This window comes from Pseudomonas sp. CYM-20-01 (assembly GCF_023169845.1).
Classification (GTDB): domain Bacteria; phylum Pseudomonadota; class Gammaproteobacteria; order Pseudomonadales; family Pseudomonadaceae; genus Aquipseudomonas; species Aquipseudomonas azotoformans.
This window is the reverse complement of sequence record NZ_AP025169.1, coordinates 1,396,006-1,415,171: the sequence shown is the minus strand read 5'-3', so window position 1 is coordinate 1,415,171 and position 19,166 is coordinate 1,396,006. Positions and strand designations below refer to the sequence as shown.

Annotated in this window: 20 protein-coding genes and 1 pseudogene; 12 read left to right on the top strand and 9 right to left on the bottom strand. The window is 61.2% G+C overall.

Annotation, left to right across the window (positions count from 1 at the left end):
- Positions 1–18 precede the first annotated feature (18 nt).
- The 4 genes from M2497_RS06210 to M2497_RS06195 are packed head-to-tail and all read left to right on the top strand — an operon-like array spanning position 19 to position 4,973.
- Complete coding sequence (locus M2497_RS06210; protein WP_248486339.1) at positions 19–2,481, top strand: fimbria/pilus outer membrane usher protein; 2,463 nt, start codon at positions 19–21, stop codon at positions 2,479–2,481.
- A 10-nt stretch (positions 2,482–2,491) separates the two neighbouring features.
- Positions 2,492–3,619: a DUF1120 domain-containing protein gene (locus M2497_RS06205; RefSeq protein ID WP_248486337.1), complete on the top strand. Its 1,128-nt coding sequence runs from the start codon at positions 2,492–2,494 to the stop codon at positions 3,617–3,619.
- A gap of 23 nt (positions 3,620–3,642) precedes the next feature.
- On the top strand, positions 3,643–4,293 hold the full coding sequence (locus M2497_RS06200; protein WP_248486335.1) for a DUF1120 domain-containing protein: 651 nt from the start codon (positions 3,643–3,645) through the stop codon (positions 4,291–4,293).
- A 44-nt stretch (positions 4,294–4,337) separates the two neighbouring features.
- A complete protein-coding gene (locus M2497_RS06195) occupies positions 4,338–4,973 on the top strand; it encodes a DUF1120 domain-containing protein (protein ID WP_248486333.1) in 636 nt (211 codons plus the stop codon).
- A gap of 3 nt (positions 4,974–4,976) precedes the next feature.
- Here the strand turns inward: M2497_RS06195 and M2497_RS06190 are convergent, their stop codons facing one another.
- Positions 4,977–6,242: a CynX/NimT family MFS transporter gene (locus M2497_RS06190; protein ID WP_248486330.1), complete on the bottom strand. Its 1,266-nt coding sequence runs from the start codon at positions 6,240–6,242 to the stop codon at positions 4,977–4,979.
- On the bottom strand, positions 6,232–6,891 hold the full coding sequence (locus M2497_RS06185) for a FadR/GntR family transcriptional regulator (protein ID WP_248486328.1): 660 nt from the start codon (positions 6,889–6,891) through the stop codon (positions 6,232–6,234). Before M2497_RS06185 ends, M2497_RS06190 begins: the two co-directional genes overlap by 11 nt.
- 158 nt (positions 6,892–7,049) lie before the next feature.
- Here M2497_RS06185 and M2497_RS06180 point away from each other — a divergent pair.
- Positions 7,050–7,352: pseudogene (locus M2497_RS06180) on the top strand (type II toxin-antitoxin system MqsR family toxin); the annotation flags it as partial.
- Between the two features lie 4 nt (positions 7,353–7,356).
- The gene (locus M2497_RS06175) at positions 7,357–7,851 is read left to right on the top strand and encodes a type II toxin-antitoxin system MqsA family antitoxin (protein WP_248486326.1); all 495 of its coding nucleotides are present in this window, start codon (positions 7,357–7,359) and stop codon (positions 7,849–7,851) included.
- A gap of 50 nt (positions 7,852–7,901) precedes the next feature.
- Here the strand turns inward: M2497_RS06175 and M2497_RS06170 are convergent, their stop codons facing one another.
- The 4 genes from M2497_RS06170 to M2497_RS06155 form a co-directional block, all read right to left on the bottom strand.
- Complete coding sequence (locus M2497_RS06170) at positions 7,902–8,666, bottom strand: amino acid ABC transporter ATP-binding protein (RefSeq protein WP_003171943.1); 765 nt, start codon at positions 8,664–8,666, stop codon at positions 7,902–7,904.
- A gap of 11 nt (positions 8,667–8,677) precedes the next feature.
- On the bottom strand, positions 8,678–9,775 hold the full coding sequence (locus M2497_RS06165; RefSeq protein ID WP_058422897.1) for an amino acid ABC transporter permease: 1,098 nt from the start codon (positions 9,773–9,775) through the stop codon (positions 8,678–8,680).
- Positions 9,776–9,785: 10 nt separating this feature from the next.
- Positions 9,786–10,967, bottom strand: a complete 1,182-nt coding sequence (locus M2497_RS06160) for an amino acid ABC transporter permease (protein WP_058422898.1) — start codon at positions 10,965–10,967, stop codon at positions 9,786–9,788.
- Between the two features lie 72 nt (positions 10,968–11,039).
- Positions 11,040–12,071 (bottom strand): amino acid ABC transporter substrate-binding protein, encoded by a 1,032-nt coding sequence (locus M2497_RS06155; protein ID WP_058422899.1) that lies wholly within the window; start codon positions 12,069–12,071, stop codon positions 11,040–11,042.
- 346 nt (positions 12,072–12,417) lie between these two features.
- Here M2497_RS06155 and M2497_RS06150 point away from each other — a divergent pair, with 346 nt between their 5' ends.
- Positions 12,418–13,074: an alpha/beta hydrolase gene (locus tag M2497_RS06150; RefSeq protein ID WP_248486324.1), complete on the top strand. Its 657-nt coding sequence runs from the start codon at positions 12,418–12,420 to the stop codon at positions 13,072–13,074.
- A gap of 96 nt (positions 13,075–13,170) precedes the next feature.
- A complete protein-coding gene (rhlB, locus tag M2497_RS06145) occupies positions 13,171–14,640 on the top strand; it encodes an ATP-dependent RNA helicase RhlB (RefSeq protein ID WP_248488173.1) in 1,470 nt (489 codons plus the stop codon).
- A gap of 127 nt (positions 14,641–14,767) precedes the next feature.
- Here rhlB and moaE read toward each other — a convergent pair whose 3' ends face one another.
- Genes moaE through moaC form a run of 3 tightly spaced genes read right to left on the bottom strand, consistent with a single transcriptional unit; the run spans position 14,768 to position 15,935 of the window.
- Complete coding sequence (moaE, locus tag M2497_RS06140) at positions 14,768–15,220, bottom strand: molybdopterin synthase catalytic subunit MoaE (protein ID WP_248486322.1); 453 nt, start codon at positions 15,218–15,220, stop codon at positions 14,768–14,770.
- Positions 15,221–15,222: 2 nt separating this feature from the next.
- Positions 15,223–15,465 carry a molybdopterin converting factor subunit 1 gene (moaD, locus tag M2497_RS06135; protein WP_177050154.1) on the bottom strand — a complete coding sequence of 81 codons (243 nt, stop codon included), beginning with the start codon at positions 15,463–15,465 and terminating at the stop codon, positions 15,223–15,225.
- The gene (gene moaC, locus M2497_RS06130; RefSeq protein WP_248486320.1) at positions 15,462–15,935 is read right to left on the bottom strand and encodes a cyclic pyranopterin monophosphate synthase MoaC; all 474 of its coding nucleotides are present in this window, start codon (positions 15,933–15,935) and stop codon (positions 15,462–15,464) included. The genes moaD and moaC overlap by 4 nt, the downstream gene beginning before the upstream one ends.
- Positions 15,936–16,134: 199 nt before the next feature.
- On the opposite strand from moaC, the gene M2497_RS06125 reads away from it, so the two are divergent.
- The 4 genes from M2497_RS06125 to ribA all read left to right on the top strand — a co-directional run bounded on the left by M2497_RS06125 (position 16,135) and on the right by ribA (position 19,164).
- Entirely contained in the window at positions 16,135–16,581 is a 447-nt protein-coding gene (locus M2497_RS06125) for a DMT family transporter (RefSeq protein ID WP_071488582.1), read from the top strand.
- Positions 16,582–16,673: 92 nt separating this feature from the next.
- The gene (locus tag M2497_RS06120; RefSeq protein WP_071494067.1) at positions 16,674–17,420 is read left to right on the top strand and encodes a class I SAM-dependent methyltransferase; all 747 of its coding nucleotides are present in this window, start codon (positions 16,674–16,676) and stop codon (positions 17,418–17,420) included.
- A 63-nt stretch (positions 17,421–17,483) separates the two neighbouring features.
- On the top strand, positions 17,484–18,491 hold the full coding sequence (locus M2497_RS06115) for an SUMF1/EgtB/PvdO family nonheme iron enzyme (RefSeq protein WP_248486318.1): 1,008 nt from the start codon (positions 17,484–17,486) through the stop codon (positions 18,489–18,491).
- A 58-nt stretch (positions 18,492–18,549) separates the two neighbouring features.
- Positions 18,550–19,164 carry a GTP cyclohydrolase II gene (ribA, locus tag M2497_RS06110; RefSeq protein ID WP_071494069.1) on the top strand — a complete coding sequence of 205 codons (615 nt, stop codon included), beginning with the start codon at positions 18,550–18,552 and terminating at the stop codon, positions 19,162–19,164.
- Positions 19,165–19,166 lie beyond the last annotated feature (2 nt).

Here is a 19,166-nt window from a genome sequence, read left to right as displayed (position 1 = left end):
CACATTGAGTACGACCTTGTGAGCACAGTAACCACTGACCGCGACGGCAACGCCGTGCCCGGTTTTTCATCGCGCCGCTCGCGCTGGCTCCTGGCACTGGCCCTGGGCAGCACGCTGCCCGGCGGCGAAAGCCTGGCCGACGAGACCGCAACCCGGGGCACTTTCGACCCCCAGACCCTGTCCCAACGGGGCATCGACCCCCAACTGGCCCACCTGCTGCTGGAGGCCCCACGCTTCGCCCCCGGACGCCACGCGGTCAACCTGACCGTCAACGGCCAGCGCCGCGAACGCGTGGACGCGGTCTTCGACCAGCAAGGCGCTTTGTGTTTCACCCGCGGGCTGCTGGACGCAGGCAACCTCAACGTGCCCGAGCAAGCCATCGACAGTGCGCAATACGGCGCGTGCTACGGGTTTATCCAAGCCTATCCGCAGACCGTGATCGAGCAGGACCCCGCCGCCCTGACCCTGTCACTGGTGGTGCCGACGGATGCACTGCGCCCCGTCACCCAGGACATTTCCGGCTACCAGACCGGAGGCTTCGCCGGCCTGCTCAACTATGACCTGACCGGGCTGTACAACGAATACGACGACAACAGCCGCTTCGGCTCGGCCAACACCGAGGTCGGTTTCAACGCCGGCGACTGGATTGTGCGCAGCCGCCAGGTGCGCACCTGGCAGGACAACTATTCACGCACCACCCACCTGGATGCCTACGCCCAACGCACCTTCGCCGCCCAACAGGCGGTGCTGCAGGCCGGCCAGATCAGCCTGTACAACCCGGTGCTGGCGGGCACCCAGATCACCGGCGCGCAGGTCCTCACCGAAACCGCCCTGCAGGACCAGAACCAGGGCGCGACCATCAACGGCATCGCCAATAGCCCGGCCCAGGTCGAAGTGCGCCAGAACGGCACGTTGATTCATTCCACGGTGGTGCCGGCCGGGCCGTTCTCCCTGACCGATGTGCGGCGCTTGAACAGTCGCTCGGATGTGGAAGTCACGGTCAAGGAAACCAGCGGCGAAGAACGCCGCTTTACTGTACCGGCAGCGATGCTCGGCCTGGGACTGCCCGCGCCGGGGTACTCGGTGGCAGCGGGTCGCGTGCGCAAGATCGGCAACGACGACGGCGCCGAACCCTGGGTGGTGAGCGCCGGCTGGAGCGGTGCGCTGCACCCGCAAGTCAGTGTGGGGGCAGGTGCACTGATGGCCGAGGACTACCGCTCGGCAGGCCTGAACCTGGGCTGGCTGCCGTGGCAGGACAGCCAGTTGCAAGGCACGCTGCAAGCCGCTCAAGCCACTCGCGTGCAGCGCGAACATGGCATACAGACCGACCTCTCCTGGTCCCAGCGCTTGAGCGAAAGCTGGTCGATCAGCACCGCAGCGTCCTGGCGCTCCCTGGGTTATCGCGACCTTGAAGATTCCACCTACCGTCACCCCACCCGTGAACAACAACGCACGCGCTACCGTGACCAACAGAGCGCCACGGCGTCGTGGTCGCACCCGCAGTTTGGCGCCTTCAGTGCCGGGGTTTCCCGCTCATCGTCCTATGACGGCAACAGCAGCAGCCGGGCGCTGGCGTCGTGGGGCAGCAGTTTCGGCCGGGTATCGGTGTCGGCCAGCGCCGAATGGCAAATGGGCGGTCGCCAGCAGAGTGACAACAGCCTGTACCTGAATATCAGCCTACCGCTGGGCGAGACCCGCCGCGCCCGCGCCTGGGCCCGCAACACCGGCGGCGAGCATCGCCTGGGCCTGGGCGTGAGCGAGCAACTCAACGATCAATTGAGTTACCGGGTGGGCGTTGAACGTGACAGTCGCGACCAGGAAGTGGAATCGTCCCTCGGTGTGTCAGCCCTGCCGTACTACAGCCAGTTGGACTTCAACTACACCCGCTCCAATGCCGACAACGCCAGCTACCAGGGCGGTGCCCGTGGCGGCGTGGTGGTGCATGGCGACGGCGTGACCTTCTCGCCGTACCCGGTGCGCGACACCTTTGCGGTGATGTCCGTGGGCGAAATGGCCGGGATCAAGGTGAACACCCCCAGCGGGCCGGTATGGACCGACTGGCAAGGCCAGGCCGTGGTGCCGCAACTGACCGCCTACGGTCGCAGTGCGGTGGAAGTGCAGACCCGTTCACTGCCACGCAACGCCGATATCAACAACGGCCTGGCGGTGCTGTCGGCCGGGCGCGGTGCCGTCGACAGCGTGCAGTTTGGCGTGGTGGTCACCCGTCGCGCATTGCTCAGCGTGACCAACGACCACGGTGCGCCATTGCCCCGGGGCGCGGTGGTGAGTACCGACAGCGGCGAGTTCGTGACCTTGGTGCAGGAAGGCAGCCAGGTGTTTTTGCCCAACGTGCTTGAGCAAGGTGCGTTGTGGATCAAAGCGGCCGGCAAACCGCGTTGCCGGCTGGACTTCGAGCTGCCGAAGAAAGCCGACCCCGACCTGTATTTCGAAACTGCCCCGGCCCAGTGCCGCGCATCATGAGGAGCTTGCCATGGGCCTGAAACCCCACTTGTTGCCCCTGATCCTGTTGTTGAGTGCCAGCGCCTGGGGGGCGGAAGACTGCCAGCTCAGCCTGAGCGAATCAAAGCTGGATTTCGGCCTGATGAACCGCGCCGCAGCGCAGTTGCCCACGCCTGAACGGCTGCTGGGTGAGCGCCGGTTCAACCTCACGCTGAACTGCCAGCAGCCCACCGACGTGAGTGTGTTCTACCGCGCCATGGGCGCCAGCGCGGAGCGTTTTCGCTTCACCGAACGGGGCAGCTATGGCCTGCGGGTGACCGAGGCGGTGCTGGATGGCCAGGCAGTTGAATTGGGACTGGTTACCGCCGCCGGCCAACCGCCGGTGAGCAGCGCCAGCACCCTCACCTGGCGCCCGGAACACGGGGTCGTACCGTTACGCAACGGCGTGGCGGCCAGCGGTCGCAGCCTGTCATTGCGCCTGGAGGGCCGGGCGTGGGCCAGCGAAGAGGCCCTGCGGGTACGCGACGCCGTGACCTGGGACAGCGCCGGCCTGTTCGATGCGGTCCACACCGGCCAGGCCCGCGAATTGCGCTGGACGACGCGCTTTGCACCGGCCGCCTGCACCCCCAGCCTGTCCAATGGCGGCACCGTGGCGCTGGGCAAACTGTCGGTCAATGACCTGAACCCGCGCCAGGAGACAACACTGGCGCCGCGAAGCCTGGTGCTCAACGTGGCCTGCGACGCACCGAGCTTTTTTGCCCTGCGCATGCACGACAACCGCCAAGGCACCGCCAGCGGCCCCGACGATGACAGCACCTACGGCCTGGGCCGGGACGCGCGACAGCAGAACATCGGCCGTTATCGGTTGAGCTTCAACCCCGCGCATACCACCGCAGACAACCTGCCCCAGGTGTATCGCACCGACTCCACCACCGCCGGCACTTCCTGGAGCAACAGCAGCGCCAACCCCATCGACGTGGGTGCCACACGTTTGCTGGGCTTCACTGCCAGCGCCGGCAGCAGCAACGGCCCGAGCGCGATTCAACACCTGAGCGCCACAGCCAACGTCGAAGCGGTCATCGCCCCCCTCGACACCCTGGACCTGAGCAATGAAGTGCGACTCGACGGCTCGGGCACCCTCGAAATCATCTACCTCTGACCCACTGAAAAAGGAGCTACGCGATGAAGACTCACCTGATCCCCCTGGCCGCCGTGTCCCTGCTCGGTGTCGGCTCGTTGGCCCAGGCTGCCTCCACCGTCGACTTGACGGTGACCGGCCTGATCACCCCCATGGCCTGCACACCCGTGCTGTCCGCCGGCGGGCTGGTCGACTTCGGCAAGATCTCCCAACAGGACCTCAACCAGGCAACCGGCACACGCCTGCCGCTCAAGTACCTGACCCTGACCGTCAACTGCAATTCGGCGGGCCGTTATGCCCTGCGCATGCGCGACAACCGCGACGGCACCGCCCACGTCAACAGCGAGATCTACTACGGGCTGGGCCTGGACAGCAGCGGCAACAAGATCGGTGTGTACTCGGTGAGTTTCGACCCCAAGCAAACCGTGGTCGATGACTTGCCGGTGATCTACGGCACCGAGTCCACCACCGGCGGGGTGGCGTGGCGAACCTCCAATCGCAACCCAATCGATATCGGTTCCCGAAGCCTCTTGGGCTTTACCAATATCGAAGGCAGCACCGCCGGCCCCTCGGCGATCCAGACGCTGACCAGCACGCTGAAACTGGAGGCGGTGATCAACGCCAAGCAGAACCTGGACTTGAGCACCGAGACTCCGATGGACGGTTCCGCCACGCTGGAAGTGGTGTACCTCTGACCGCAACACCCTGACCCGATGACTGCCCTGGGAACACCCTGAAAATGAAAACACTTATCACCGCCCTCACTGCCACCCTGTTGACGGGCTATGGCGCCACCACCCTGGCTGCCAGCAGCGTCGACCTGACCGTGAAAGGGCTGATCACGCCCAGCGCCTGCACGCCAACCTTGAGCGGTGGCGGTGTGGTGGATCACGGCAAGGTGTCGGCACGCGACCTCAATAAAGAGATCCCCACCCAACTGCCTGTCGCCGTTATGCAACTGCAGATCAACTGCGAGGCCGCCACGGTGTTTGCGCTCAAGGGCGTGGATAACCGCCCCGGATCCGGCTGGCTCGACCTACACTGGGGCCTGGGCCTGATCAATGGCGGCGAAAAACTGGGGAATATCTCACTGCGCTTTCTGGGCGCGTCCGCAGACGGAGGGGACCTGACGCCGATCAGGTCAGAGGACGGCGGAAGTTCGTGGCAGACGTTCCCGGGCAGCTTCTATTTGTGGCACCCCGACAGCCTCATAGCCTTCAGCAATGACGTCACGGGCGCCCCCGCGCCGCTGGCAGTCAAGGACCTGACCAGCGATGTACAAATCGACACCGCCATCGCCCCGGCCAACACGCTGACATTGATCGAAGAACAACCTATCGACGGCTCGGTAACGATCGAAGTGAGGTACCTGTAACCCTCAGACCTTCTCGCTGCGCACGCCCACGTACAGCGCGCGCCCCGCACCCAGCCCGGCCACGATGGCACCCAGGCCCAGCACTGCGAAGATCCAGCCCACAGCCGCCCAGCCGCCGGTCCAGTCGTGTACCACGCCGACCGCCAGCGGCCCCATGGACGCCAGGGTGTAGCCAATGCCCTGGGCCATGCTCGACAGGTTGGCGGCCACGTGGGAGTCTCGCGAGCGCAACACGATCAGGGTCAGCGCCAGGCTGAAGGTACCGCCCTGGCCCAGGCCCAGCAGGATCGCCCAGCCCCACAGGCCGTCGAGCGGCGCGTACAGGCAACCGAACAGGCCGCCGAGGGTCAGCAGCATCACCACCACGATGGCCAGCCGTTGATCCTTGCCCCGGGTCGCCAGCCACGGTGCCGCCAGCGAGCTGAGCAACTGCACGATGATCGAACCCGAGAGCGCCAACCCGGCTTGCGTGGCGCTCAGGCCACGGCCGATGAGGATCGACGGCAACCAGCCGAACACGATATAGGCCAAGGACGATTGCAGGCCCATGTACAACGTCACCTGCCAGGCCAGCCGATCACGCAGCAAGCCCTTCACGCGATAGGCCACCTGGTGGGCACCGTGCTTGTGCCCCACTTGTGGCAGCCAGAACAGCGCCGCCACCAATGCCGGCAAGACCCAGAACCCCAGGCCGATGCTCCAGCTGTCACCGAAGGCGTGGCTCAGGGGCACCGACGCGCCGGCTGCCAGTGCCGCTCCCAGGCACAGGGCCATGGTGTAGACACCGGTCATGGTGCCCGCCTGCCGCGGGAAATCACGCTTGACGATCCCCGGCAGCAGCACGCCGATGATGCCGATGCTCGCCCCGGCAATCAGGCTGCCGGCGAACAACCCGGCTTCGCCGAATGAACTGCGCAGGATGATGCCTGCGGCCAGGGTCAGGAGGATGCCCAGCACCACCCGTTCGGCACCGAAACGGCGCGCCAGCAGCGGAGCGGTCGGCGCGAACAGGCCCAGGCACAACACCGGCAACGTGGTCAGCAAACCGGCCCTGGCTGCCGACAGCCCCAGGCTGGCGGAGACGTCGGCAAGCAACGGCGCCATGCTCGACAGTGCCGGGCGCAGGTTCAGTGCCACCAGGACCAGGCCCAGCAGCAACAGCCATGGGCGGCTCACCGGCGGTGGCGTGTGCTGCACCACCTCGTCGTCGGCTTCGGCGTCGATCAACAGTTCTTCGAATTCGGTTTTACGTTGGGCTTCAAGGCTCATTGATCAACTGCCGGCAGAGGGATTTGGCGCGTTCCGGGTTTTGCTGTGCCACGGCGTCGAGCAAGGCGGTATGCAGGTCGAACACCGCTTGGCGACGCGGTGAAATGTTCAGGGTCTGGCGCAACTGGGCGGCAACGATGCGCGAAAAATACTGGTACAGCTCGCTGAGTGCCGGGTTGTGCGCGGCGTCCACGAGGTGTTTGTGGAACACCAGGTCAGCGCTGATATAGGCCTCAAGGTCGCCGTGATACAGCGCGGCGCTGGTATCGAGGGCCTCGCGCAAGGTGATGAGGTCTTGCTCGGTACGGCGCATTGCCGCCAACCCGATGGCTTCCACTTCAAGAATCTGCCGCGTCTCCTGCGCCTGCTCCAGGGTGCAGTGGGACAACGCCCGCATCGCGCCCAGCGGGTCGGTCATCGAACGCAGGTAACTGCCGTCACCCTGGCGGATTTCAATCAAGCCGGAGAACGCCAATACGCGCATGGCCTCGCGCACGGTATTGCGGCTGATGCCCAGCTCGGCGGACAGCTCGGGCTCGGTGGGCAGGCGCTCACCGATGGCCCACCGGCCTTCGGTGATGCGCAGGCGCAACTGCTCCAGGGCCTGGTCGACCAGGGAGCGTTTGATCAGCGGGGCGATGTCTGTCATGGGTTTCGCACTTTCGTCCAATCATAGGATGAATTTTCCTACAGCCTATTCGGACTTGCCTACAAAGGCAACGCACTACGGTTCTTAGGCAGGTAAAGGAGCAGTATTTTCGATTGGTGAAATTACCCTCTGAGGGTAATTATGAACTCAGGTGTCTTATGGAAAAGTACACACCTCATTACGATTTGGCGGTGATAAAGGCGGATGTGAGGCGGTTGGGAAGGAAAGCATTCACCCGGACAGCAGAGGAATGTGGCGAGCGTCTTGGATTTGGCATCGAGGAAATGCAGGACGTTATTTATGAGTTGCGAAACTGGATGCTGTACAAGTCGATGACCACTTATGGAGACCATCGAGTATGGCAGGACGTGTACCACACCCACTCGAAAGGTAGGGAGATTTACATCAAGGGCACTTACCGCACAGACGGTAGACCTCCGGTGATCTCCTTCAAGGAGAAAACCCATGAAAAAGAAAGAGCTGTGCTGCATCTGCGGGGCCCCCGATGCATTGAGTTATTACCAGGGCCGCAGCGAAACAATCAGAGTCAAAGATATGGAGCGTCGGATCGACAATCTTTCAGGCTGGGAGTGTGAGGTGTGTGGTGACGGATTCTGGGACCCAGAAAACGACAGTGCAGACCGCTACGGCAAAGCCAAGGAAGAATTGATCCTTGCCTTCCGACAAATCATCGGCGCCGAGATAAAACGCATCCGACGCAAGCTGCATCTTACGCAAAAAGAGGCCGTCGAACTGCTGTCGGGAGGCGGCCACAACGCGTTCTCACGCTACGAACGCGGCGAACTGCTTGCCCCCAAACCCCTGGTATTACTGATGCGCTTGCTGGATCGTCACCCGCATTTGCTGGCTGACGCAAAAACCCTGGCCGAGGGTGCAGACATGCGCGGCGCGTTCACCTACATCAAACACGATAACGCTGAAACGCTCAAAGCGTCCTAGCCCCAAAAATAAACCCGGCGCCAGGCCGGGTTTATCGTTTCAAGCATCGATCAATGCAAGATCTGGCTCAGGAACAGCTTGGTCCGATCATTCTGCGGGTTGTCGAAGAAGTCATTCGGCGCCGCCTGTTCCACGATCTCCCCCTTGTCCATGAAGATCACGCGGTTGGCCACGGTGCGCGCAAAGCCCATTTCGTGGGTCACGCACAACATGGTCATGCCGTCTTCGGCCAGGCCGATCATGGTGTCCAGGACCTCTTTCACCATCTCCGGGTCGAGTGCCGAAGTCGGCTCGTCGAACAGCATGATTTTAGGCTTCATGCACAGCGCACGGGCAATCGCCACGCGCTGTTGCTGGCCGCCGGACAGTTGCCCCGGAAACTTGTGCGCCTGCTCCGGAATGCGCACGCGCTCCAGGTAGTGCATGGCGATTTCCTCGGCCTTGCGCTTGGGCATCTTGCGCACCCACATTGGCGCCAGCGTGCAGTTTTGCAGGATGGTCAGGTGCGGGAACAGGTTGAAATGCTGGAACACCATGCCGACTTCGCGGCGGATCGCTTCGATCTGCTTGAGGTCGTTGGTCAGCTCCACGCCATCGACCACGATGCGGCCCTGCTGGTGCTCTTCCAGGCGATTGAGGCATCGGATGGTGGTGGACTTGCCCGAACCAGACGGGCCGCACAGCACGATACGCTCGCCCTGCTTGACGTTGAGGTTGATGTCTTTCAACACGTGGAACTGGCCGTACCACTTGTTGACGCCCTGCATCTGGATAATGCCTTCAGGGCTCACAGGCTGTTTGATCGCTTCGCTCATAACAACAACTCCTAACGCTTGTGGCCTGTGTCGAGCTTGTGTTCCAAATGAATGGAATAGCGCGACATACCAAAACAGAAAATCCAGAACACCAGGGCCGCAAACACGTAGCCTTCGGTCGCCATGCCCAACCATTTCGGGTCAGCGGCGGCTTGCTTGACGCTGTTGAGCAGGTCGAACAGGCCGATGATGATCACAAGGCTGGTGTCCTTGAACAGCGCGATGAACGTGTTGACGATGCCAGGAATCACCAGCTTCAGGGCTTGCGGCAGAATCACCAGGCCCATGCTGCGCCAGTAACCCAGGCCCATCGCTGCGGCCGCTTCATACTGACCTTTGGGAATCGCCTGCAAGCCACCGCGCACCACCTCGGCCACGTAGGCCGACTGGAACAGGATCACGCCGATCAACGCCCGCAGCAGCTTGTCGATGCCCATGCCTTCGGGCAGGAACAACGGCAGCATCACCGAGGACATGAACAGCACGGTGATCAACGGCACGCCGCGCCAGAATTCGATGAAGGTCACGCAGACCACCCGAATCGCCGGCATGTTCGAGCGCCGCCCCAACGCCAACATGATGCCCAGCGGCAAGGCACCGGCGATGCCGACGGTGGCGATCACCAGGGTCAGCATCAGCCCGCCCCATTGGCTGGTCGCCACGTTGGTCAGGCCGAAGATGCCGCCATGCAACAGGAAGTAGGCGATGATCGGGTACAGCACCAAAAAGCTCAGGCCGTAGATCGCCTTGCGTTGGAAACGCGAGATGAACAGCGGCGCTACGCCAACGATGGCCAGCCACACGGTCAGGTCCACGCGCCAGCGCAGGTCGCCGGGGTAGTAGCCGTACATGAACTGCCCGAAGCGCTGTTGGATAAACACCCAGCAGGCGCCCTCCTTGGTGCAATCGGCCCGCGTGGTGCCGACCCAGTTGGCATCCAGGATCGCCCAATGCAGGATCGGCGGCACCACCAGGTAGATCAGGTAAAACGCCAACAGGGTCAGCAGGGTGTTGAGCCAGCTGGAAAACAGGTTGGCGCGCATCCATGCCATCGGCCCGAACACTTTGTTCGGCGGCGGCATATCCGGTTTGAATGTATGCGTAGTCATGCTGGTTTCCTCACCGCTCGATCAGCGCAATGCGCTTGTTGTACCAGTTCATCAGCAGGGAAATGCTGATGCTGATCGCCAGGTACACGCTCATGGTGATGGCAATGACTTCGATGGCCTGGCCGGTCTGGTTGAGCACCGTACCGGCAAACAGCGAAACCATTTCCGGGTAACCGATACCGGCGGCCAGGGACGAGTTTTTCGCCAGGTTCAGGTATTGGCTGGTCAGCGGCGGGATGATCACCCGCAGCGCCTGCGGGATGATGACCTTGCGCAGCGTCGGCCCGGGGCGCAGGCCCAGGGAGCGCGCGGCTTCGGTCTGGCCGTGGCTGACGGACTTGATGCCCGACCGCACGATCTCGGCGATAAAAGCCGCGGTGTAGACGGTCAGCGCCAGGGTCAGTGCCAGCAGTTCGGGGATGAGTACCCAGCCGCCGACAAAGTTGAAGCCTTGCAACTTGGGCATTTCCCAGTGCAGTGGTGCACCGAAGATCAAGGCGCACAACGCCGGGATCACGATGAACAGCGCCAGGCCCGCCCAGAACTTGTGGAACGGTACGCCGGTGGCTTCAAAACGCTTGTTGGCCCAACGCGCCATCAGCACGATTGCCACGATGGCGACGACGATGCTGACCACAAACGGCCAGAACCCGTCAGCGGCAATCGCTGCCGGCATGTTCAGGCCACGGCTGCTGACAAAGAAGGTGTCGCCGAAGTTATGGCTGTTACGCGGCCCCGGCATGGTCAGGAACACCGCGAAGTACCAGAACAGGATTTGCAGCAGCGGCGGAATGTTGCGGAACACTTCCACATACACGGTCGCCAGCTTGTTGATCATCCAGTTCGGTGACAGCCGCGCTACACCGATGATGAACCCCAGCAAGGTCGCCAGGATCACGCCGATAAAAGTGACCAGCAAAGTGTTGAGCAAACCGATCACGAAGACTCGGGCATAGCTGTCCGATTCGGTGTAGTCGATCAAATGCTGCGCGATGCCGAAGCCGGCACTGCGTTCAAGAAAGTCGAAACCCGAGGTAATGCCCCGGTGCTGAAGGTTGGTCTGGGTATTGTTGAAGAGGTACCAGCCCAGCGAGACCACCGCCACTATCGTGATGATCTGGAAGAGCCACGCACGCACTTTAGGGTCGCTGAAGCTGAGCTTCTGCTTGGGTGCGCCGATTTGATTTTGCATGAAGTGCCCCGGAAATAATGGAACAGAACATCACCCGGCGGTTGGCCCACCGGGTGACAGAACCATCAGCGATCAGCGCACAGGTGGTGCGTATTGAATGCCGCCGGCGTTCCACAGCGCGTTCAGGCCACGGTCGATTTCCAGCGGGGTGCTCTTGCCCAGGTTGCGCTCGAACACTTCACCGTAGTTACCGACTTGCTTGACGATCTGTACAACCCAGTCTTTCTTCACTTTCAGGTCTTTGCCGTATTCGCCGTCAGCACCGAGCAGACGCGCAACGTCCGGGTTCTTGGTGGACTTGGCTTCAGCTTCGACGTTTTTGGAGGTGATGCCGGCTTCTTCAGCGTTGAGCATGGCGTAGCCAACCCAGCGCACGATGGCCAGCCACTCGTCGTCGCCATTACGCACGACCGGGCCCAGTGGCTCCTTGGAAATGGTTTCCGGCAGCACCACGTAGTCCTTCGGCGAGGCCAGCTTGCTGCGCTGGGCAAACAGCTGGGACTTGTCGGAGGTCAGTACGTCGCAACGCCCGGACTCCAGCGACTTGGCGCTTTCGTCGGAAGTGTCGAAGGTGATCGGGGTGTATTTCAGGCCGTTGCCACGGAAGTAGTCGGAAACGTTCAGCTCGGTGGTGGTACCGGCCTGGATGCAGATGGTTGCACCGTCCAGTTCCTTGGCACTTTTCACGCCCAGCTTGTTGTTTACCAGGAAGCCGATGCCGTCGTAGTAGGTGATGAAGCCCGGGAATTTCAGGCCCATGCCGGCATCGCGGGAGCTGGTCATGGTGGTGTTACGGGACAGAATGTCGACTTCGCCGGATTGAAGCGCGGTGAAACGCTCCTTGGCATTCAACTGGCTGAATTTGACCTTGGTCGCATCGCCGAAAACAGCAGCGGCCACAGCGCGGCAAACGTCAGCATCGATCCCGAGGATCTTGCCGCTGGCATCCGGTACCGAGAAACCCGGCAGGCCGTCACTCACGCCACACTGCACAAAGCCTTTCTTCTGCACGGCGTCCAGCGTGGCACCCGCTTGGGCGAAACCACTGACACCCAATACAGCCGCCGCGGTCACGATGGCCAGGGTGGATTTCAATACCTTCATTCAAACCTCCAGTTTGCTCTTGTTGTGTCGGAGCTCGAACCTCAGCGCACCCTTATGAGGCGATATCGACCCGTGTTGGCTTTTTTTAGGGTCAAGCGGCATGAAGTTGTCGCAGTAATTCCAGTTGCTATCCCATAAGCGGCAGTCACTGATAGTGTTACCGTCCCGGGATAGCGCTGACATCGTTCAACACAAAGCAAGCCCCGTACCAGAGTGATGGCTGAGTCGTTTCAGCCCATGGTCAATAGAAAAAGATTCAACCGTGCGACATCTTCTTAACAGATCAACTCATCGCGCACCGTTCCGTCGCACTTAATCGGAGCGCACGCACATTAATGGAGCAGACATGACCGAACCCTTGATTCTTCAGCCCGCCAAGCCCGCAGACGCCTGCGTTATCTGGTTGCATGGCCTGGGTGCCGATCGCTACGACTTCCTGCCGGTGGCCGAGGCGCTGCAGGAAAGCCTGCTGACCACGCGTTTCGTTTTGCCCCAGGCGCCGACCCGCCCGGTGACGATCAATGGTGGCTACGAGATGCCAAGCTGGTACGACATCAAGGCCATGAGCCCGGCCCGTTCCATCAGCCTGGAAGAGCTGGAAGCGTCGGCAAAAATGGTCACGGACCTGATCGAGACACAGAAGAGAACCGGAATAGACGCTTCGCGGATTTTCCTCGCCGGTTTTTCCCAAGGTGGCGCCGTGGTGTTCCACACCGCCTTCCTGAATTGGGAAGGCCCCTTGGGCGGCGTGATTGCCCTCTCCACCTACGCGCCCACGTTCAGCGACGAGCTGGAATTATCCGCCAGCCAGCAGCGCATTCCCGCACTGTGCCTGCACGGCCAATACGACGATGTGGTGCAGAACGCCATGGGCCGCAGCGCCTACGAGCATCTGAAGAGCCGTGGTGTCACCGTGACATGGCAGGAATACCCAATGGGCCACGAAGTGTTACCCGAGGAGATACGCGACATCGGTGCCTGGTTGACCGCTCGCCTGGGCTGAAAACCAGCGTTTATGTAGCTGTATGACAGACGCACTACGCCGCGCCCGATTCTTGCATTACACTGGCCGGCGTACATTCCTTAACCAATTAATGAGATCACCGTGCTCAAAGCACTCAAGAAGATGTTCGGCAAAAGCGAGGCTGAGCCGCTCGCGCCAGATTCCAGTGCTCCTGCCCCGACAGCCGGCAGCCGCAATGACGGCAGACAGCCCGACCGGACCGCACCTGCCGCCCAGCCGAAGAAGCCGACGGTGACCCCAGCCGAACAGGCCAGGCCAGTCGAGCCCGTTGCCGCACCGGTGGCACCAAAACCGCGCCGTGAACGTGCGCCAAAACCGCCGGTGATTGCGTGGAAACTCGAAGACTTCGTCGTCGAGCCCCAGGAAGGCAAGACCCGTTTCCATGATTTCAAGCTGGCCCCGGAACTGATGCACGCCATCCAGGACCTGGGGTTCCCGTATTGCACGCCGATCCAGGCGCAGGTGCTGGGCTTCACCCTGGCCGGCAAAGACGCCATCGGCCGCGCCCAGACCGGCACCGGCAAGACCGCCGCGTTCCTGATCTCGATCATCACCCAACTGCTGCAGACGCCGCCGCCCAAAGAGCGCTACATGGGTGAACCGCGCGCGCTGATCATCGCCCCGACCCGGGAGCTGGTGGTACAGATCGCCAAGGACGCCGCCGACCTGACCAAGTACACCGGCCTCAACGTCATGACGTTCGTGGGCGGCATGGACTTCGACAAGCAGCTCAAGCACCTCGAAGCTCGTCACTGCGACATCCTGGTGGCCACCCCTGGCCGTCTGCTGGACTTCAACCAGCGCGGCGACGTGCACCTGGACATGGTCGAAGTGATGGTGCTGGACGAAGCCGACCGCATGCTCGACATGGGCTTTATCCCGCAAGTGCGCCAGATCATTCGCCAGACCCCGCCGAAATCCGAGCGTCAGACCCTGCTGTTCTCCGCGACCTTCACCGAAGACGTGATGAACCTCGCCAAGCAGTGGACTACCGACCCGTCCATCGTCGAGATCGAAGCGGAAAACGTCGCCAGCGAAAACGTCGAGCAACACATCTACGCGGTGGCTGGCGCCGACAAGTACAAGCTGCTCTACAACCTGGTCAACGACAACGGCTGGGAGCGCGTGATGGTGTTCGCCAACCGCAAGGACGAGGTGCGCCGCATCGAAGAACGCCTGGTGCGTGATGGTGTGAACGCCGCGCAACTGTCCGGCGACGTGCCACAGCACAAGCGTATCAAGACCCTGGAAGGCTTCCGCGAAGGCAAGATCCGTGTGCTGGTGGCCACCGACGTGGCGGGACGCGGGATTCACATCGACGGCATCAGCCACGTGATCAACTTCACCCTGCCGGAAGTGCCGGATGACTACGTGCACCGCATTGGCCGTACCGGCCGTGCCGGGGCGGCGGGTGTGTCGATCAGCTTTGCCGGGGAAGATGACTCGTATCAGTTGCCGTCGATCGAAGCGCTGCTAGGGCGCAAGATCAGTTGCGAGACGCCGCCGACGCACCTGTTGCGCGCCGTGGAACGCAAGCGTCCGTAAGCTGGAATGCAGTAAAAACTGTGGGAGGGGGCTTGCCCCCGATAGCTATGGCACATCTAACATCTCTGTTGGCTGACCCACTGCAATCGGGGGCAAGCCCCCTCCCACATTTGGTGCTGTGTTTGGCCTAAGACTTCCAGCGATCTGCGGCGGCGTGATCGCTGTGACGCCCTTCCACCCAACGCGGCCCCTCACTGGTGTTCTCCTTCTTCCAGAACGGCGCCCGCGTCTTCAGGTAGTCCATCACAAACGCACAGGCATCAAACGCCGCCTGGCGATGGGCACTGGCTGCCGCCACGAACACAATCGGCTCACCCGGCTCCAGCGCGCCGATGCGGTGCAACACCTCCAGCTTGAGCAACGGCCAGCGCTGTTCAGCCTCGACGGCGATCTTGGCCAGGGCCTTCTCGGTCATGCCGGAGTAGTGTTCAAGGAACATCCCCGACACCTCACGGCCGTCGTTGAAGTCGCGTACATACCCCACGAAACTCACCACCGCGCCCACGCCAACGTTGGCCGCGTGCATGGCATTCACCTCGCTGCCTGGATCAAAGGCCTGGGCCTGTACACGAATGGCCATGCTCAGCCTCCAGTCACAGGGGGGAAGAACGCCACTTCGTCACCCGCCTGCACCGGCTCATCGAGGCCACACAACTCTTCGTTGCGCGCGCACATCAGGCTGGTCTCGTTGAGTACTGCAAACTCCGGGTCACTGGCCAACGCGAGGCGCACAGCATCAACGGTGGCGAACTCGCCCTCCATCTCCAGCGAATCAAAGCCCACAGCTTCTGCGTAACGTGCAAAAAATAATACGTTGATGCTCATGCCTGGTCCGCCTTGAAATGCCCGCTTTTGCCGCCGAGTTTTTCCAGCAGGCGAATGCTTTCGATGGTCATGCCACGGTCCACCGCCTTGCACATGTCGTAGATCGTCAGCGCCGCGATGCTGGCGGCGGTCAGGGCTTCCATCTCCACGCCGGTCTGGCCGGAGAGTTTGCAGCGCGCCACGATATGCACCGAGTCTGCACCGTCGGCGCTCAGTTCGACCTTGACGCCCGTCAACATCAACGGGTGGCAGAGGGGAATCAGGTCACTGGTTTTTTTCGCCGCCTGGATCCCGGCAATGCGGGCCACCGCAAACACGTCGCCCTTGGGGTGGGCGCCGTCGACAATCATTTTCAGGGTCTCGGGCAGCATGCGCACGCGCGCTTCGGCCACGGCCTCACGGAACGTCACGGACTTGTCGGTGACGTCGACCATATGGGCGCGACCTTGGGAATCGAGATGAGTCAGCACAGGGATACTCCTGATCAGGAGCAGCGATTGTAAACCCGTCGGTCAAGATTGCGCACACCTGATTACACCCGTAGCCCGCCGCTGAATCACGAGTAGCCAAATGCCCGATCAGTGCGACGAATACTCCCCATCAGAACAAAGAATTGGCGCCAACAATCCAAGCACCGTAAAACTTGAAAAAAAACGGAATGCCTACTTCATGACCTTACTGTATTTCATCCTGCTCAGTTTATTCGCCGGTTTTGCAGTGCCCTTGCAGGCAGGCACCAACGCGAAACTGGGTAATCTGCTAGGTCATCCTTTATGGGCCACTGCAGTATCCCTATTGGTCAGCCTGGTTGTACTCATTGTTGTCATTATTGCAGTCAAGGCGCCTCGCCCTAATCTTGCCGCCGTGCAAGACGGGCCCTGGTGGATTTGGATGGGCGGTGTTGCCGGCGTTTTTTATATTACCGTAGCGTTATTGATGGCGCCTCGACTGGGCGCCCTCAACTTCATCATGGCGGTATTGATCGGACAACTTATCGTTTCAATTGCGATTGACTATTTCGGCCTGCTGGGTTTCCCCAAACAGTCTCTCAACATTAACAAACTGGTCGGCGTACTTGTCGTCATAGGAGGGTTCCTTATTACCACTCGCACTTGATTCAGACAAAACAGGGTCACCGAAAACAGAAGAACTCTTCATGTTCCCAGTCAGGGATTGACGACAGCTATTAACTTTAAAAAGGTGAGGCAATGACCACTCAAACTGCAACGGCAACTTACGACGCCATCGGCGAACGCTTCGAAGCTTTCACGGACAGCGCCTCGCAGCGCTCGGTGGAAACCGCGACCTTCTTCAGCATGGTCGGTAATCCCAAGGGCAAATCCGTACTGGACCTGGCCTGCGGCTTCGGTTTTTTCGGACGCGAGCTGTATCGCCAAGGTGCCAGCAAAGTGGTTGGCGTGGATATTTCCGCCTCCATGATTGACCTGGCCCGCCAAGAGTCGGCGCGCAACCAGGAGCCGATCGAGTACCACGTCAGCGATATCTGCGATCTGGGCATTCTCGGCAAATTCGACCTGATCACCGCCGCCTGGCTGTTCAACTACGCCGATTCGCCAGAAAAACTCGACAAGATGTTCCAAGTCGTCGCCAAGAACCTCGCCCCCGGCGGACGGGTCGTGGCTTACACGGTAGAGCCAACCTTTCAATTGAAACGTGGCAACTTCACCAAATACGGCGTGCACGTACTCACCGAAGAACCCCACGAAGGCGGCTTCCGTCACCACGCCGAATTCGTCACCACACCGCCCAGCGCCTTCACCTTCCATCGCTGGAGCCGCGAGCGCTATGAGCTGGCAATCATGAAAGCCGGCTTCTCCCGCCTGCAGTGGCAAAAACCGATTATTTCCGAGGCCGAGCGGGCCAAGCACCCCAAGGGCTACTGGGATGACTTCGAACGCAACTGCCTGCAAACCGGACTGATCTGCACCCTCTGAAGGCCGGGTACGTGCGCCTGGGTGTACGTGCCTTTTCTCCCACGCAGTAGGAAAACGAGCGTTATGACTTCCAAGGGTTTCAACCATTGGCCCGTGTTCGACGGCCCCCTGACCGCCGAAATGACAGACCGTTTCTTGATGGGCCTACCTGAGCACTTCCACGAAGCCGTCAACCTCAAGTTGCCGCTGGCAGCCTGGCGCCTGGTGTCGGAAGAGACCAGCGAACAGTTGGCCAACCGCGTCGAAAACCCTGTCTCGCCGTTGGCCTGGCGCTATGCCGCCGCCCAACTGCTGGCACTGACCAACGACCCCAGGCTCGATGTACTCAACCCTACGATGATTCAAATCAGCGCAGGCACCGTCGAGATCGGTTTGGCCGAATCGGCGGTCGACCAGGTGATGCACGACATGCGCGGCCTGGGCCTGGATCGGGACTGGATCGCCAAGGAAGTCCCTCGTCACCGCGTACACCTGCGGCCCTACGCCATCGGTAAATACCCGGTGACCAACCTCGAATACCGAGCCTTTCTCGAAGCCAACACGCAGGCACGGATTCCCGAAAGCTGGGCGTTCGGACAGTACCCTCAAGAACGCGCCAACCATCCGGTCTACGGGGTCACTGCCGAAGACGCCGACGCCTACGCTGCCTGGCTCAGCGAAGCCAGTGGCCGCAGCTTCCGCCTGCCCACTGAGGCGGAATGGGAATACGCCGCCGCCGGCCCGGAAAACCTCGAATATCCCTGGGGGGATACCTTCCTGCCCGAGCGTGCCAACACCGCTGAACTGGGCCTGTTCGACACCACCCCGGTCGGCCTTCTGGTCGAGGGTGCGTCGCCATTTGGCTGCCTGGACATGGCCGGCAATGTCGAAGAATTCGTCGCTGACGACTACGCCCCCTACCCCGGCGGCACCGCCATCACCGACGACCTCGTCACTGTGGTTGGCACCCACCGCATCGCCCGTGGTGGCAGCTTCACGCGGTTTCGCGACCTGACCCGAAATTGCCGGCGTCACGGCAAGTATCCGCGACAGATTTACGTAATGGGCTTTCGCCTCGCACAAACCCTGTAATCCCTCTTCTGTACCAAAACAATAACGCGTTGAACATTCAAGCACGGAAGGAACCGCCATGAACCGCCTAAGCGTACGCAACCATGTTGATATCCCCCTGGACGACCATTCCAACCCTGGAACTTTCTACACGTTCAGTGGGTTGGACACGGCACACGAACATATCGTGATAAAGCTTGGCCCCGCCAATCCCATCAGCCCGTTGGTGCGTATTCACTCCGAATGCCTGACCGGCGATGTATTCAGTTCACAGCGCTGTGACTGCGGCCCGCAATTAAACGAGTCGATCCTGCGCATGCAGGAAGTGGGTGGCTATCTTATCTACCTGCGGCAAGAAGGCCGCGGCATCGGCTTATATGCAAAGTTGGACGCCTACCGCCTGCAAGATTCTGGCATGGACACGTTCGAAGCCAATACTCATCTGAACTTTCCGGAAGATGACCGCGATTTCTCCATGGCCGCAGGCATGTTGAAAGCGCTGAACATCAAACAGTGCCAATTGATCACCAATAACCCGGACAAAGTTCAAGCCCTGGTGGATAACGGCATTGTAGTGGACAACGTTATTCCGACCGGCGTGTTTGTCACCCGACATAACACTCATTACTTGCAAGCGAAAGTCGATAAGAAAAATCACGTGATCAACCTGATGAAACAACCGAAGCGCGCCTGAAC

Excerpts from the sequence above, each read along its gene's own strand:
- M2497_RS06205 (WP_248486337.1), top strand. The coding sequence starts at position 2,492 with ATGGGCCTGAAACCCCACTTGTTGCCCCTGATCCTGTTGTTGAGTGCC.
- M2497_RS06200 (WP_248486335.1), top strand. The coding sequence starts at position 3,643 with ATGAAGACTCACCTGATCCCCCTGGCCGCCGTGTCCCTGCTCGGTGTC.
- M2497_RS06195 (WP_248486333.1), top strand. The coding sequence starts at position 4,338 with ATGAAAACACTTATCACCGCCCTCACTGCCACCCTGTTGACGGGCTAT.
- M2497_RS06190 (WP_248486330.1), bottom strand. The coding sequence starts at position 6,242 with ATGAGCCTTGAAGCCCAACGTAAAACCGAATTCGAAGAACTGTTGATC.
- M2497_RS06185 (WP_248486328.1), bottom strand. The coding sequence starts at position 6,891 with ATGACAGACATCGCCCCGCTGATCAAACGCTCCCTGGTCGACCAGGCC.
- M2497_RS06175 (WP_248486326.1), top strand. The coding sequence starts at position 7,357 with ATGAAAAAGAAAGAGCTGTGCTGCATCTGCGGGGCCCCCGATGCATTG.
- M2497_RS06170 (WP_003171943.1), bottom strand. The coding sequence starts at position 8,666 with ATGAGCGAAGCGATCAAACAGCCTGTGAGCCCTGAAGGCATTATCCAG.
- M2497_RS06165 (WP_058422897.1), bottom strand. The coding sequence starts at position 9,775 with ATGACTACGCATACATTCAAACCGGATATGCCGCCGCCGAACAAAGTG.
- M2497_RS06160 (WP_058422898.1), bottom strand. The coding sequence starts at position 10,967 with ATGCAAAATCAAATCGGCGCACCCAAGCAGAAGCTCAGCTTCAGCGAC.
- M2497_RS06155 (WP_058422899.1), bottom strand. The coding sequence starts at position 12,071 with ATGAAGGTATTGAAATCCACCCTGGCCATCGTGACCGCGGCGGCTGTA.
- M2497_RS06150 (WP_248486324.1), top strand. The coding sequence starts at position 12,418 with ATGACCGAACCCTTGATTCTTCAGCCCGCCAAGCCCGCAGACGCCTGC.
- moaE (WP_248486322.1), bottom strand. The coding sequence starts at position 15,220 with ATGGCCATTCGTGTACAGGCCCAGGCCTTTGATCCAGGCAGCGAGGTG.
- moaD (WP_177050154.1), bottom strand. The coding sequence starts at position 15,465 with ATGAGCATCAACGTATTATTTTTTGCACGTTACGCAGAAGCTGTGGGC.
- M2497_RS06125 (WP_071488582.1), top strand. The coding sequence starts at position 16,135 with ATGACCTTACTGTATTTCATCCTGCTCAGTTTATTCGCCGGTTTTGCA.
- M2497_RS06120 (WP_071494067.1), top strand. The coding sequence starts at position 16,674 with ATGACCACTCAAACTGCAACGGCAACTTACGACGCCATCGGCGAACGC.
- M2497_RS06115 (WP_248486318.1), top strand. The coding sequence starts at position 17,484 with ATGACTTCCAAGGGTTTCAACCATTGGCCCGTGTTCGACGGCCCCCTG.
- ribA (WP_071494069.1), top strand. The coding sequence starts at position 18,550 with ATGAACCGCCTAAGCGTACGCAACCATGTTGATATCCCCCTGGACGAC.